General features: G+C 53.9%; 9 protein-coding genes. 7 read left to right on the forward strand and 2 right to left on the reverse strand.

All coding sequences use genetic code 11. The features are described 5' to 3' along the window. Nucleotides 1–155: 155 nt before the first annotated feature. From argS to ABD931_RS09940, 3 genes are all read left to right on the forward strand, one after another. Nucleotides 156–1937, forward strand: coding sequence for an arginine--tRNA ligase (gene argS / locus ABD931_RS09930; protein ID WP_345266520.1), 1782 nt, complete (start codon nt 156–158; stop codon nt 1935–1937). Nucleotides 1938–2053: 116 nt separating this feature from the next. Then, the gene (locus tag ABD931_RS09935; RefSeq protein ID WP_345266522.1) at nt 2054–2608 is read left to right on the forward strand and encodes a glutathione peroxidase; all 555 of its coding nucleotides are present in this window, start codon (nt 2054–2056) and stop codon (nt 2606–2608) included. 100 nt (nt 2609–2708) lie between these two features. Next, nucleotides 2709–3605, forward strand: coding sequence for a 1,4-dihydroxy-2-naphthoate polyprenyltransferase (locus ABD931_RS09940; protein WP_345266524.1), 897 nt, complete (start codon nt 2709–2711; stop codon nt 3603–3605). A gap of 44 nt (nt 3606–3649) precedes the next feature. On the opposite strand, the gene ABD931_RS09945 is transcribed toward ABD931_RS09940, so the two are convergent. Beyond that, nucleotides 3650–5425: a metallophosphoesterase gene (locus ABD931_RS09945; protein ID WP_345266526.1), complete on the reverse strand. Its 1776-nt coding sequence runs from the start codon at nt 5423–5425 to the stop codon at nt 3650–3652. A 193-nt stretch (nt 5426–5618) separates the two neighbouring features. On the opposite strand from ABD931_RS09945, the gene ABD931_RS09950 reads away from it, so the two are divergent. The 3 genes from ABD931_RS09950 to ABD931_RS09960 all read left to right on the forward strand — a co-directional run bounded on the left by ABD931_RS09950 (nt 5619) and on the right by ABD931_RS09960 (nt 10693). Next, nucleotides 5619–8762: a glycoside hydrolase family 9 protein gene (locus tag ABD931_RS09950; RefSeq protein ID WP_345266528.1), complete on the forward strand. Its 3144-nt coding sequence runs from the start codon at nt 5619–5621 to the stop codon at nt 8760–8762. Nucleotides 8763–8912: 150 nt separating this feature from the next. Then, nucleotides 8913–9383: a hypothetical protein gene (locus ABD931_RS09955; protein WP_345266530.1), complete on the forward strand. Its 471-nt coding sequence runs from the start codon at nt 8913–8915 to the stop codon at nt 9381–9383. A gap of 164 nt (nt 9384–9547) precedes the next feature. Further along, on the forward strand, nt 9548–10693 hold the full coding sequence (locus ABD931_RS09960; protein ID WP_345266532.1) for a hypothetical protein: 1146 nt from the start codon (nt 9548–9550) through the stop codon (nt 10691–10693). A gap of 90 nt (nt 10694–10783) precedes the next feature. Here ABD931_RS09960 and ileS read toward each other — a convergent pair whose 3' ends face one another. After that, nucleotides 10784–14212 carry an isoleucine--tRNA ligase gene (ileS, locus tag ABD931_RS09965; RefSeq protein WP_345266534.1) on the reverse strand — a complete coding sequence of 1143 codons (3429 nt, stop codon included), beginning with the start codon at nt 14210–14212 and terminating at the stop codon, nt 10784–10786. 301 nt (nt 14213–14513) lie between these two features. On the opposite strand from ileS, the gene ABD931_RS09970 reads away from it, so the two are divergent. Next, the gene (locus ABD931_RS09970; RefSeq protein ID WP_345266536.1) at nt 14514–14930 is read left to right on the forward strand and encodes an OsmC family protein; all 417 of its coding nucleotides are present in this window, start codon (nt 14514–14516) and stop codon (nt 14928–14930) included. The last annotated feature ends 29 nt before the right edge of the window (nt 14931–14959 follow it).

The following is a 14959-nucleotide window of genomic DNA, read 5'->3' on the forward strand; positions in this document are numbered from 1 at the left end:
TTGCTTAAATGTACACAATGGCCGGTGATTTACAAACTTGTCCGTCTATCCTTTCAAACGGTAAAACAACATAAAGGTTGCGCAAACCGGCCGGTAATTTACCGGAGTTGCCGGTTTTCCGCTACTTTTGCAGCCGGAAATCAGGCCACAGCCGAATGGATATACACGCGCAACTGAAACAGGATATACAACAGGCCATTGCTACCCTTTTTGGGGTCGAACAACCCGATGAGGTAGCCTTACAGCCCACCAAAAAAGAATTTGAAGGACTTTATACGTTCGTTACGTTTCCGCTTACGAAGACACTCCGCAAATCGCCCGTTGAGATCGGGCAGGCCATTGGAGCCTACCTGCAGGAGCATTCACCTATGGTTAGCCGCTTCAATGTGGTGCAGGGCTTTCTTAACATCAGCATTGCCGATGCGGTCTGGCTCGATGTCCTGAATGGCATTCTGCAGGACCCTTCATTTGGTACGCTGCCGGCCAAAGGGCAGTCGGTGATGGTGGAATTTTCGTCGCCCAACACCAATAAGCCGCTGCACCTGGGCCACCTGCGCAACAACTTTCTGGGTGCTTCGGTAGCCGAAATCCTGAAAGCCAACGGCTACGATGTGGTGAAAACCTGCCTGGTCAACGACCGGGGTATTCACATCTGTAAATCGATGCTGGCGTATGAGCACTTCGGCAACGGCGAAACGCCCGAGTCGGCGGGGCTGAAAGGCGATCATTTTATCGGCAAATACTATGTCTTGTTCGATAAGGCGTATAAGCAGCAGATTGAGGAACTGGTAGTGGACGGAATGGCGAAAGAGGAAGCGGAGAAAAAAGCTCCGCTGATGCTGGAAGCACAGGCGCTGCTGCGCAAATGGGAGCAGGGCGACCATAAAACGGTTGCCCTCTGGAAGCAGATGAACGAGTGGGTGTATGCCGGCTTCAACGAAACTTACCGGAAAATCGGCGTCGGCTTTGATAAGACGTATTACGAATCAAGCACCTATCTGCTCGGCAAAGATGTGATTGAGGAGGGGCTGCAAAAAGGCGTTTTTTACCGGAAAGACGACGGCTCCGTCTGGATCGACCTGACCGACGAAGGATTGGACCAGAAGCTGGTGCTGCGCTCCGACGGTACCTCGGTGTACATGACGCAGGACCTGGGTACCACCGACCTGAAGTACGAAGATTTCCATAACGACCGCTATATCTGGGTAGTGGGTAACGAGCAGGATTACCATTTTGCGGTGTTGTTTGCCATTCTGCGCCGGCTGGGCCGTTCCTATGCCGATGGACTGTACCACCTCTCATATGGTATGGTAGACCTGCCCAGCGGTAAGATGAAGTCGCGGGAAGGAACAGTTGTTGATGCCGATGACCTGATTCAGGAGATGTACGACACGGCCGAAACCCGGACCCGCGACCTGGGCAAGATTGAGGATTTCGACAGTGACGAGGCCCGTACGCTGTACCATATGCTGGCAATGGGTGCCCTGAAGTATTTTCTGCTGAAGGTAGACCCGAAAAAGCGCATGCTCTTTAACCCGCAGGAGTCTGTTGATTTTCAGGGCCATACCGGGCCATTTATCCAGTACACCCACGCCCGGATCTGTTCGGTGTTGCGGAAGGCCGAACAGCAAGGCATTCGGCCGGCAAACGCCTTGCCGGCGGTTGACCTGCACCCGACCGAACAGCAACTGATCTACCTGCTGAGCCAATACCCGCAGCGCCTGGCCGAAGCGGGTACCGATTACGCGCCCTCCTACCTGGCGCAGTACGCCTACGAACTCGCCAAGACCTACAACCAGTTTTACGCAGAAGTATCTATTCTGTCGGAGCCGGATGACGGTAAAAAACTAAACCGGGTGGCTTTGTCAACCGTGGTAGCTGAAACGATCCGGAAAGCAATGGGGTTATTATGTATCGACGTGCCAACAAAAATGTAGGACACTTTGTTGATGCAACTGAGTCAACGGTACATGAATGGCCGTAGCTTTACTCCAAAAACAATTTTAACACTAACCGTATGAAACGAGCCCTGTTGCTTGTATCCGCTGTCCTTATGATTTCCACCTTGCTTGGCCATGTCTTTGGCAACAAAAAAGAAGTGCTGGCCCGTCCGACCAATGCCGAGGCCCCGGCCAAAACGCTGTATGACTTTACTATGAAGTCTATTGACGGCAAGCCGGTGGCCCTGAGTGGGTTTAAAGGAAAGAAAGTAGTCATTCTGAACGTAGCCTCTAAATGTGGCTACACCCCCCAGTATGCCGATTGGGAGAAATTTTACAAAGAGCACGGCAGCAAGATTGTGGTGCTGGGTTTCCCGGCCAACAATTTCATGAGCCAGGAGCCGGGCAGCAACGAAGATATTGCGACCTTCTGCCAGAAGAACTACGGCGTAACCTTCCCGATGTTCGAGAAGATCGACGTAACCGGCGACAGCCAGCACCCGCTGTACAAGTGGCTGTCGACCAAGTCGCTGAACGGCTGGAACGACAAGACCCCGAGCTGGAACTTCTGCAAGTACGTTATTAACGAAAACGGTCAGTTAACCCACTTCTTTGCTTCCGGGGTCAAACCCACCGATGCGGAGTTTAAGAAAGCGGTAGGCATTTAATTTCGTTTGAAGTTTGAGGTTTGAGCGGGGCCGCCTGGCGGTTTAAAGTTAGGCTGACGCATCTTCAACTACAAACCTCAAACTACAAACTACAAACTTCATGAAAAGTTGGATTGCAGCTGCGCGGCCGCGCACGTTGCCGCTGGCGCTGGCCAGTATTATTCTGGGGAGTTTTCTGGCGCTGGCTGCGGGGCAGTTCAATCAGCGCATTTTTATGCTGGCTGCCCTGACCACCATCTTTTTGCAGATCCTCTCCAATTTCGCCAACGACTACGGCGATGCGGTTTCGGGTAAGGACACCGCCGAGCGGGTTGGTCCGCAGCGGGCGGTGGCTACCGGGCTGATTACCCGAAAATCCATGTTGTGGGGAATGGTTGTGACGGCCCTGCTGGCGCTGATATCCGGCATCTGGCTGCTGGTCGAAGCTTTTTGGGACGCTTCGCCCGAGACGTTTTACCTGTTTTTAGGGCTGGGCTTGCTCAGTATCGGCGCAGCCATTGCCTACACCAATGGCAAACGACCATACGGCTACAGTGGTCTGGGCGACATTGCCGTCCTGATCTTCTTCGGCTGGGTTGGCGTGTTGGGTACGTATTTCCTGCATACGCATTATTTTAGTTTTGCCACCATGCTGCCGGCCACCAGCGTTGGGCTGTTTGCCACCGGCGTGTTAAACGTAAACAATATCCGGGATATAGAAACCGACGCCAAAACCGGCAAGCGGTCTATTCCGGTGCGGCTGGGCCGGCAGCGGGCAACGGGCTACCACTGGTCGCTGCTAATTGCCGGTATGGCCTGCGCCGTTGCCTACACGCTGCTGACCGGCTGGAACAGCTACCTCGACTGGCTTTATCTGCTCAGTTTTCCCCTCTTTATCCTGAACGGTTATAAAGTAGCAACTCACCGGCAACCGGCGGAACTGAACCCCCGTTTAGGCCAACTGGCCATGACCACGCTGCTGTTTGTGCTGCTGTTTGGGGTTGGGCAGGTTTGGTGAAAGCGCTTCTTTACCTAAATTATATACCCGGCGAATCTCAAACCTCATCTGCGCATCACCGTTCGGGTAATGGTCCGCTGCCCAAGCTGAACCGTAACCACATATAGCCCGGTAGTCTGAGGGAGCGGAACCTGGTAGCGGGATTGAGTTGTTGCTTTATAGCCTGCCTGGTATACCAGCCGGCCCGTCGGGTCGGTCAGGCGAAGGATGATGTCGGCCGGCTGCTTCAGCGGTAGTTCCACCGTGATCTGGTCGGTGGCCGGATTCGGATAGACCAGCACCGCTTCTTCCGGTTGCGGCTCCAACCCTGTTATGGCACCAACGGTTACGGTAAACGCATCCTGCAGGCAACCCTGCTGGTCTTTTACGGTATAGCGGTAGGTGCCGGGAGCAGGAGGTCGGACAACTACCGAGCGAGTTGTTTGCCCCTCCGACCAGCTATACTGACCCGGCCAGGACGCCGTTAGCCGCACGGTATCACCCAACGCCACTGTTGTCGACGTGGTCTTGCTCACATTCTTAAGCATGGTAAACTGATCCCGAACCACGCCGTCGGTGGCGAGCCACTGAACGTTTAGCCGGTTGTCGTTCATATCCAGAATAAGCGAACCGCCAATATCCCGGTTGGCATACACCATGGCTGGGTGCGGATAATCGGTAGCCCGCCAGCTAAGGGCTCCCCCCGATCCGGCTACCACATACACTGTACCCTGTCCTTTCACCAGGGGGCACGAATTGACAGAACCGTCGTAACGTCCGGTAGAGGCCGAAACGATATGTTTCGCCGGGTCGAAAGTGCCGGCCGCCCCGGTATGCCCTTTGAGCAGGTAGGTGCGTTCGTAAATATGGCTGTGGCCGTTCAGAACCAGATCCACGTTGTACCGCTCCAGAATGGGCAGCAGATTCTGGCGAATCAGAACAAGTTCCTCTTCGGTATCGGAATTGCGCGACCCTTTGGTGTAGGCCGGGTGGTGAAAAAACACAATTGTCCACGGCAACTGATTGGCTGCCAGATCCCGTTTCAGCCATTGAACCTGGGTTCCGGTGGTGTCATACAAGCGGTGCTTACCGGCTTCGTTGCCAAAGGAGTCCAGTGAAATAAAATGCACATTACCATAGTCAAAGGAATAGTAAGCCTGGGAGCCGGAGGGAACACCACCAGCCTCAGCCTGTTGTGGCATGCTAAATAGTTTGTAATAATCGATAGAAAAGTCGTTGACGTCATCGTGGTAGTCGTGGTTGCCGGGAGTTGGCCAAACGGGGGTGGTTCCAAACAGCGAACGCGGATAGACATCGAACACATATTGCTGAAATTCGTTGTCTCGCCCGCAGCAATAGGCGTTATCGCCCAGCCAGAGCCACAGATCGGCAGGGCGGCTTTTGGTGTAGTTAAGATACTGATCCCGAACCGCCAACTGATTTTCGCTACCGATGCCAAAGTCGCCCAGCGCCCACACCCGGAAGGGAGCGGTACTGCCTTTGGGGAGAGCGGTTTTAAACTGATAGGCCGGCCAGTCGCCGGCTTTGTTGCCGGCATGCCCTACACTATAGGCGTACGTGGTGGCGGGTTGCAGACCGGTAAGGGTAATAATGTGCTCCTGCGTTAGTTTTGCGTCGGTAGTCTGCTGAGTCATCGAACCGCTGGTGCGTCCAAAAAAAACGCGGCTGTCGGTTGGAAGGCTGGTTCGCCAGCGGACAACCACAGAGGTAGGCGTAATAACCTGGAGATACGGCCCCCGCACCAGAGCCGGCCCCGATTGTCCGGCGGCCTGAAGTGTAAGACCAAGCAGAAGGCTGCCCAGCCAGTAACGAAATTTCATTGGTGATACCATGCTAGTTGCGTGCGTAAAGGTATTAGTTGGCCCGAATCTGCAAAGCCTCTCAGAAAGATATATTTATGGCCGGCCCTGTCTGTGATAAACGCCCCGATTTATCGACAAACGACTTGGTACTTTATCCACAAGAATTTACATTTAAGCCGGTTTAATAACATCAAGTGATCTCCCCGTCTATATGTTCTCTCTATCCGCTACATTACGGGCTGTTATCGCCCACGGTGTCGGTTTCTTTCTCCTGGCCTGGCTGGGAACGGCGTCTGTCTGGGCGCAGGCAATCACCCAGCAGATTATTGTCGACCAGTTTGGCTGGCGTACCAATGCCCGCAAAACCGTTGTTTTTGCCAATCCGGTTTCGGGTCAGAACAGCGGCAACACCTATACGCCCGGCAGTCAGTTTCAGGTACGTCGGTCGGCCGATAACAGTGTGGTCTTCACCGGCACCACCGTCATCTGGAACAGCGGAAACACCCATACCGATTCGGGCGATAAGGCCTGGCACGGTGATTTTACCAGCGTCACCACGCCCGGTACATACCATATCTATGACCCCACCCGCAACCTGCGCTCCTACGACTTCGAAATCCGCGACAATATCTACGGACCTGTTTTGCAGGCGGCCGTGAAAGTGTTTTACTACCAGCGCAGCGGTACGGCCATACCTGCCCAGTACGGAGGCAACTGGACCCACCCGCTGGCTCACAGCCAGGATGCCAATGCATTGTTGTATACAAGCTCGGCTCAATCGGGTACTACCCGCAACGTGACCGGCGGCTGGTACGATGCCGGCGATTACAACAAATACATTCCGTTTCTGGCCGGTCCGATGTGGGACCTCCTGATGGCCTATGAACTACGGCCGAATGCGTTTATCGACGCTACCAACATCCCGGAGTCGGGCAATGGCGTACCCGATGTGCTGGATGAACTGAAGTGGGAACTGGACTGGATGCTGCGCATGCAGGCTACCAATGGCGGGGTACACAACCGGGTAGCCGTAACCAGCTACAGTAATGGTACCGATGACCCCTCGACGGATACCCAGCCGCGTTATTACACGAACATTACCACCTGGTCGACAGCTACGTTTGCGGCCATTATGGCCCATGCCTCGCGGGTTTTCGGTGCCTACGGGACTCAGTTCCCGAACTATGCCACTACGTTGCAGACAGCCGCCGAGAATGCCTGGACATACCTGGAGAATAATCCGAACATTAGTCCTTCAACGGGTACCGACGGTGCATCGATGGCGGCCGCCGATGCCGGCTCGAACAGCAACCAGGACCGCCGATTGCGGATTCTGGCAGCCGCCCAACTGTTTCGCACTACCGGTACGGCTAAATACAAAACGTATTTCGAGAGCAATTACAACAACACCACTGCCACCAGCGAGAACGGCTTTCACCCCTTATCGAACGGCTACATGGACCCTTCTGTCTGCTGGGATCTTAACCAGGCATTTATCATTTACTGGGCAACGCCTGGGGCTAATACCACTATTGTCTCGCAGTTGAAAAATACGCTCAAAACAACGATGGACTGGTTTCATGAGCCGTATTACACCCGGAAAGATGACCCTTATCTGGCGTATATGTGGACCGGTCATTACACCTGGGGGTCTAACCAGTTAAAAGCCCGCTGGGGGCAATTGGCGGTTATAGCCCTGGAGGCCAGTGTAAATTCGGCTAAAAACAGTTTGTACCGGGAGATTGCCGAAGAGTATCTGCACTATTTCCACGGCCGTAATCCGCTGTCGTGGGTATACCTGAGCAATATGGGCAGCCGGGGAGCCAATGTGGGCGGTGATAAGAACATCGAAGAGTTTTACCATAGCTGGTTCCGCAACGGTTCGGCCCGGTATGACGGCCCCGGCTCGCAGTTTGGGGCGGCTCCCGGCTACGTGGTGGGTGGGCCAAACCAGAACTACAGTGGTACCACTACTCCCCCCAAAGGAAATCCGCCGATGAAAGCTTTTGCCGCCTGGAATGCCGATTATCCCGACCCCTCGTGGGAGGTGACAGAACCCGCTATTTACTACCAGGCGGCTTATGTGTTTCTTTCCTCGTATTTTGCAGAACCGGCCCCCGTGCAGCCTTCCCTGACCGCGTCGAGCAACAGCCCTATCTGTGCCGGTCAGACCCTGAATCTGACCGCTACCCCAGCTAACCTGAGTGGTTCAATCACGTATACCTGGAGCGGCCCGAACGGTTTTTCGGCCACTGTCCAGAATCCGACGATTCCGAACGCCACTACGGCGCTATCGGGCACCTATTCAGTTACCGCCACCAGCAATGGCAGCCGTTATACGGCCAGTACCAGGGTGTTGGTGAGTCCGGTACCAACGGCTTCTGCGTCGAGCAACAGCCCGGTGGCTGCCGGTCAGACGCTGAATCTGTTTGCCGCTACCGCCGGAACCGGAGCCGCTTATTCCTGGAAGGGACCTAATAACATGACCGCCACGGTCCAGAACCCTTCAATTGCTAACGTCACAACCGCAGCCGCAGGTACCTACACGCTGACGGTCGGCCTGAACGGCTGTTCCAGCACGGCCACAACCAGCGTAACAGTAACCGGTGTGTCGGCCAGTACCTACCTGATCTACGATGATGCGCTGAAAACGGGATGGGTCGACTGGTCGTGGGGCACCACCCGAAATCTGAGCAATACCTCACTTGTGCAGAGCGGCAGCCGGTCTATTTCGGTTACGTATACCCAGGCCTGGGGCGGCTTATACCTGCATACCGACTCGCCGGTGAGCCTGAGCAGCTTCTCGCATCTGAAGTTCTGGGTGAACGGCGGTAAACAGGGTGGGCAGAAAATCACCGTAAAAATGAACAGCGACAACAGCAATGTGTATTCGCTGACGATCCCCAAAAACAATTGGACGTTGGTCACCGTTCCGCTGTCGGTACTTGGTAATCCGGCCGCTCTGAGTGACCTGTACTTTCAGGAGGGACTTGGTTCAACTAAGCAACCTGTCTTTTATCTGGATCAGATTTACCTGGCCAGTTCGGCTACCGCCCGGGAAAGTGTTGGCTTAACGCCGGGAAGCCTGGCAGCAGGAAGACCAGATGTGCGCATATACCCGAACCCGGTTGACGGGCAGCAGGGGGCGCTGACGCTGCAGTTTATAGGTTTCCGGCCAAACGAGGAGGTGCAGTTGACTCTGACCGATCTTCAGGGCCGGTCCTTGCAGCAGGTTCAGCTAACGCTCACGAGTCCGGAAAAAGAAGTGGCCCTGGGTCGGTTGTCGCCGGGTTATTACCTTATCCGGGTGCTGGGTGAAGGTAGCCGGCAGGTAAAGAAACTGCTGGTTAAGTAAGCCGGTTATCCGGTACAGCCGGTGTGCCGGGCGGTCAATTACCGGGCGGCACACCGGCTGTAAGCCCCGGTCCGGCAGAAAAGTTGCCGGTTTGTCCAACTATTTCCGGAAATCAGCGTAGTATAATAGAGAGCGTACTGATTTCCGGCTATGAAAAATTTATGGATTATACTGGCAATATGCTGGCTGGTGGGAGGGGCCTGCCGGCGCAAAGACGCAGAGCCGCAACGGATTTCCTGTGACGATTTTGTAAAAACCGCGGCTGAGGCTAACCCCTTAATTCTGGGTCGCTGGCAATGGGAGCAGACCTATACGTTTTTACGGGGTATGACCGCCCCCCGGATCGAAACCCCGCAGTCGGCAGGGTATTCGGAGGAACTGGTGTTTAACCCAGGAGGCACCGTTGAGTCTTACCGCAACGGCCAATTGCTGGCCACCCAACGGTACACCATCCAGGATGTTCCGGGCGAAGCCACCCTATATCTGCACCTGACAGAACTGAACGGCACCGCTGTGCCCAGTGCCACCGACCTGCCGCTGCTCCGCATCTGCCCCGACCGCCTTACGCTGAGTTATTCCTACAATGATTCGGGGGGTGATAAAACCTACCGAAAGCTATAGTTAATTCCGGAAGTCACCCCTACCTTTGACCCTGTGCGGAAACAAGTTACTGCAGGAGTAATCTACGGACACTCTGTTTATGAATCCAGGCCGATAGGAGTAGGCAGGTACGCCCTTGATTACCTGTCTATTACCACTCGCAGGCGGATCTTTTCGATTGTTATATGAGGGCATTTTTCAAAATAGCTATTATCAATATTGTTGTTTGTTATGTTCTGATCGAAGTAACCAGTTGGGCCGTGATCCAGACCGGCTACATACCGGCCCGTAAACCGTCGTTTACCCCCACTCAGTATGACCGTACCTGGATACCGCCGTTTGCCGATATTAATCCGGAGTGGGGCGTCTGGCATTTGCCTTCCGTCCGAACACACTATCAGAATACCTGCTTTCGGATCAATTACGTCACCAACTCGTACGGGGCGCGTGATCGGGAGCGGACAAAAACAGGTGATACCAACCGGATTGTTGTGCTTGGCGACTCGTTTATGGAGGGCTTTGGTGTTGAAGAAGCCGATCGGTTCTCTACCCTGCTGGAGAAAAAGACCGGAGCAGAGTGCCTGAACTTTGCCACCTCAGGCGGCTTTGGGCCTACTCAGTACTACCTGGTATACAAGCACCTGGCTAAGCAGTTTGCGCACAATAGACTTATTGTTGGCGTGCTGCCGGCCAATGACTTTGTGGATGATAAAGTTGCTTTTGGGGATGCCCACTACCGGCCTTTCTGGAACGGGACCTATCCAAAGTATGAATTGGCCTACTCGCTGCCGGATGTCAACCAATCCGATTTTACGCCGGATAAGCAGAAACAGACCATTGAAACAACTTCTTATAAGCTGTACGAGTTTCTGAAAGCCTATACGTACTGGTTCAATATTGTGAATTATTATCGGCAGCGTGGCGGAGAACCAACGAGTGATCTGATGCCCTCTTACTTTTATGATTACTCAGCGGAGGAACTAAACAAATTGAAATACTCTCTGAAACAGATTCGGGAAGAGGCCGGCGATAAAGAAGTACTGGTGCTGCTGATCCCTATCAAGTCTGATTTTATCCGGTTTGGTCAGGAAAAACGCCCGACGAGCCGGTTGTACAACGAGCTGTCCTCGTTCTGCCGGGAGCAGCAGGTTCAGCTTCTGGACTTGTTGGCGGCAACGGACAAACAGGAAGATGTGTCAGACTTATTCATCAGTTGCGATGGACATTGGTCTGAATACGGCAATGCGTATTACGCGTCCCTGCTGACCCGGTATTTATCGGCTGAACCCGCGAAAGACACCAGTCTGGTCGCCGACCGAAACAGCCGATAGATGCTGTAAAACTTCCTTCTTTGAATGCTTTACACAAAAAAGCCTCTGGCCGAGCATTGGCCAGAGGCTTTTACGTTTTAAATTCCGCTTTTAGGCTACGTCAACCTTCACCTTCAGCAGAAACTCATCCATTTCAATCTCTGAATATCCATTCCGGGTAGCGTTCGGTCCGGCGCTCCGGCCATTAAGGTCGCTAACCAAATCCAGCGATAGGGCCTGAACCTCCTGGCAGATATACGGCTTGTTGGCTTCGATAGCTTCGGCCAACTCGACATTGTTGTTCTCAAGCTGGATGTTGATCTTATCGGTTACCTCAAAGTTCTGGTCTTTGCGCAGGTTCTGAATCCGGTTGACAAAGTCGCGGGCGATACCTTCCCGGCGCAGGTCGTCGGTGATGGTAATGTCGAGGGCAACCGTAATGCCACCTTCACTGGCAACAATCCAGCCCGGTACATCCTCCGTCAGAATCTCTACATCTCCCAACTCAATACTGCCCACCGCTAACTGCCGACTGCCAACTTTTTCCAACTCCCGGATGTCTTCGTCAGACATGGCCGTTATCGCGGCTGCTACGTCTTTCATCTGCTTGCCAAACTTAGGGCCCAGCGCTTTGAAGTTGGGCTTGATCTTCTTTTTCAGAATGCCCGACGTATCGTCGATAAACTCAACCGCCTTCACGTTAACTTCCGACTGGATAATGGGCGCAACGTGTTCAATCTGCTGCCGGGTCGTCTCGTTCAAGACCGGCACCAGAATCCGGGTCAGCGGCTGGCGAACTTTGATCTTATGGCCTTTCCGCAGCGAGTGAACCAGGGAGCTGATGGTTTGGCCCAGTTCCATGGACGTTTCCAGGTTGCTGTCGATCAGACTCCGATCCGCTTTGGGGAAGTCCGTCAGGTGAACCGAAGACGCTGCCTGCTCATTGTTGGCGTTCAGGTTGCCGTACAGCCAGTCGGCGAAGAACGGCGCAATGGGCGACATCAGCGTGGCCACCGTAGCCAGACATTCGTGCAGCGTTTCGTAAGCGGCCTGCTTGTCGGCTGTCAGCTCGCCTTTCCAGAAGCGCCGGCGCGACAGGCGGACGTACCAGTTGGATAGCTGATCGTTCACAAAATCCTGAATGGCCCGGCCTGCTTTGGTCGGGTTATACTCATCGAACTGCTGCTCTACTTCCAGAATCAGCGACTGGAGTTTCGACAAAATCCAGCGGTCCAGTTCCGGCCGTTGGGCAACGGGTATGGTCCTTGTCCCGTTGGTTTGAAACTTATCGAGGTTAGCGTACAAGGCGAAGAAGTTGTACGTGTTAAACAGCGTACCGAAGAATCTCCGCTGCACTTCGCCAATGCCGTCGATGTTGAACTTCAGGTTATCCCAGGGTTCGGCGTTGGTAATCATGTACCAGCGCGTAGCGTCGGGACCGTATTTGTCCAGCGTATCAAATGGGTCAACAGCATTGCCTAGCCGTTTCGACATTTTGTTGCCGTTCTTGTCCAGCACCAGCCCGGTCGATACAACGTTTTTAAACGCTACCGAATCGAACAGCATACCGGCAATGGCGTGGAGCGTAAAGAACCAGCCCCGTGTCTGATCGACACCTTCCGAGATAAAATCAGCCGGGAACGCTTTTTCAAACGTGTCCTGCCCGTCAAATGGCCAGTGCCACTGCGCATACGGCATCGCCCCCGAATCGAACCAAACGTCGATCAGGTCCGGCTCGCGCTGCATCAGATTACCCGTGTCCGAGATGAAGTAAAGCTCATCGGCATACGGCCGGTGCAGGTCATAGGTGCCATCGGCATAAGCAGCCAGGAACGCGCTGTTCTTATCGATATAGGCTTGATAGTCGGTCTTGCCCTGAGCGACCCATTTACTCATTTGCTCATTCGCTTTTTCGCTCATTGACACCAGTTCCGCCACCGAGCCAATACAAACCTCTTCGCCGGCTTCGGAGCGCCAGATAGGCAGGGGCGTACCCCAGTAGCGGCTGCGGCTCAGGTTCCAGTCGACCAGGTTTTCGAGCCAGTTACCGAACCGACCGGTTCCGGTGCTTTCCGGCTTCCAGTTGATGGTCTTGTTCAGTTCGACCAGCTTGTCTTTGACGGCCGTAGTGCGGATAAACCAGCTGTCGAGCGGGTAGTACAGCACCGGCTTATCGGTACGCCAGCAGTGCGGGTAAGGGTGTTCGTATTTCTCCACCCGGAACGCCTTGCCTTCTTCTTTTAGTTTGATGGCGAGCAAGACATCCGTCGGTTTAAAGTCCGGGTCAGCCTGCTCGTCGTCGGTATAGTACTGCTCCTTCACATACCGCCCGCCGAATTCGCCAATTTCTTTGACAAAGCGCCCCTGCCGGTCTACGATGGGCACTTCTTTGCCGGTCTCGTCCTTAACCATGATGGGGGGTATGCCGTTGGCCTGCGCCACCCGGAAGTCATCCGCCCCAAAGGTTGGTGAGGTATGCACCACCCCTGTACCATCTTCGGTCGTGACAAAATCGCCGACCAGCACCCGGAATGCCGGCTGTTCGGGCTGCACATACGGCAACAGTTGCTCGTATTCGATGCCGGCCAGGTCAGCCCCTTTGAACTCCTGCACAATGCTCCAGGGAAGGAGCTTCTTATCACTGGTTGGATATCCCTCGAAATCGCCGTCTTTACCCTTCTCCGGAAGCCAGCGGCCCACCAGTGCCTTAGCCAGAATGACATGCACCGGCTCGTGGGTGTACGGGTTAAAGGTTTTCACCAGCACATAGTCGATGTTGGCACCAACGGTCAGCGCCGAGTTGGCGGGCAAGGTCCAGGGTGTCGTCGTCCACGCGAGGATGTAGGCCGGGGTACCTGCACTTGCGTTTAGGAGTGCTTCTGATTTCTCAGTTGCTCTCACCTTAAACATCGCCACCACTGTCGTGTCTTTCACGTCCTTGTAAGTGCCGGGCTGGTTCAGTTCGTGGGAGCTGAGGCCGGTGCCGGCTTTGGGTGAGTACGGCTGGATGGTGTAGCCTTTGTACAGCAGCCCTTTGTCGTACAGCCGCTTCAGCAACTGCCAGAGCGATTCAATGTATTCGTTATGGTAGGTAACGTAGGGGTTGTCGAGGTCTACCCAGTAACCGATGCGCATGGTGAGGTCGTCCCACATACCGGTGAACTTCATCACGGCTTCGCGGCATTTCTGGTTGTACTCCTCAACGGAAATGGTTTTGCCAATGTCTTCTTTGGTGATACCCAGCTCTTTTTCTACCTGTAGCTCAATGGGCAGGCCGTGTGTATCCCAGCCTCCTTTGCGCTTTACCTGAAAGCCCTGGAGGGTTTTGTACCGGCAGAAAATATCTTTGATAGCCCTGGCCATGACGTGGTGAATACCTGGCTTGCCGTTGGCCGACGGCGGACCTTCGTAAAAAGTAAACGTAGGCTTTCCTTCGCGGAGCGCGACGGACTGCTCAAACGCCTGTATCTCATTCCAATGTTGCAGCACCTCGGCCGCGACTTGTGCGTAGTCGAGGTTTTTATACTCTTTGTAGTTCATCTGGACGGCATCCCGTAAGGTAGCAGAGATAATAAATTGAGGGGCAAAGATACGGAATTTTGACGGTCTGGTGAATCCAGAACGGGTTAGTGTGTCACCGGGAACATTCACCGTAGTCACTATGTATCCTCACTGGTGGAAAGAACAATAGGGTGCTGAGGATTAGTTTCTTGCCTGTTTACGTAATCAATGCACTCTTTACGCAACTTTCGTAAGCGGTACTACTTTTGTGTTGCGCTTTCTTTTAATTTGCTGTGCGCTTTATGGCGATCTGATTTTATGTTCAAACCCAATTCGATTTATGAAATTCAAACGCTTCGCAACTGCCCGCTGGGAAGGCTCCGGCAAAGACGGTAACGGTAAACTCACTACACAAAGTACTGTTTTGCAGGATACTCAATATTCGTTTAACACCCGTTTTGCCGATGGGGTGGGTACCAATCCGGAAGAACTAGTAGCGGCTGCCCACTCCGGTTGTTTTGCCATGCAGCTCAGCTTCAACCTGAGCGGCATCGGCTTCCCGCCCGACTACCTTGATGTACGCTGCGACCTTACCTTCGAAGACGGCAGCATCACCAACTCGCACCTGACGCTGAAGGCTAGTGTGCCGGGCGTGAGCCAGGAGCAGTTTGATGAGCAGGTAGCGAATGCCGAAAAGAATTGCCCCATCTCCAAACTGCTGAACGCCAAAATCAGCGTAGAGGCACAACTCGTTTAAGAATTAAGAGTTATGAATTAAGAGTGAAG

Origin of the sequence: Nibrella viscosa (assembly GCF_039541875.1) — a bacterium.
GTDB lineage: Bacteria > Bacteroidota > Bacteroidia > Cytophagales > Spirosomataceae > Nibrella > Nibrella viscosa.

Coding starts and splice junctions, on each gene's coding strand:
- ABD931_RS09960 (WP_345266532.1), top strand. CDS start 9,548: ATGAGGGCATTTTTCAAAATAGCTATTATCAATATTGTTGTTTGTTAT.
- ABD931_RS09945 (WP_345266526.1), bottom strand. CDS start 5,425: ATGAAATTTCGTTACTGGCTGGGCAGCCTTCTGCTTGGTCTTACACTT.
- ABD931_RS09940 (WP_345266524.1), top strand. CDS start 2,709: ATGAAAAGTTGGATTGCAGCTGCGCGGCCGCGCACGTTGCCGCTGGCG.
- ABD931_RS09935 (WP_345266522.1), top strand. CDS start 2,054: ATGATTTCCACCTTGCTTGGCCATGTCTTTGGCAACAAAAAAGAAGTG.
- ileS (WP_345266534.1), bottom strand. CDS start 14,212: ATGAACTACAAAGAGTATAAAAACCTCGACTACGCACAAGTCGCGGCC.
- ABD931_RS09970 (WP_345266536.1), top strand. CDS start 14,514: ATGAAATTCAAACGCTTCGCAACTGCCCGCTGGGAAGGCTCCGGCAAA.
- ABD931_RS09955 (WP_345266530.1), top strand. CDS start 8,913: ATGAAAAATTTATGGATTATACTGGCAATATGCTGGCTGGTGGGAGGG.
- ABD931_RS09950 (WP_345266528.1), top strand. CDS start 5,619: ATGTTCTCTCTATCCGCTACATTACGGGCTGTTATCGCCCACGGTGTC.
- argS (WP_345266520.1), top strand. CDS start 156: ATGGATATACACGCGCAACTGAAACAGGATATACAACAGGCCATTGCT.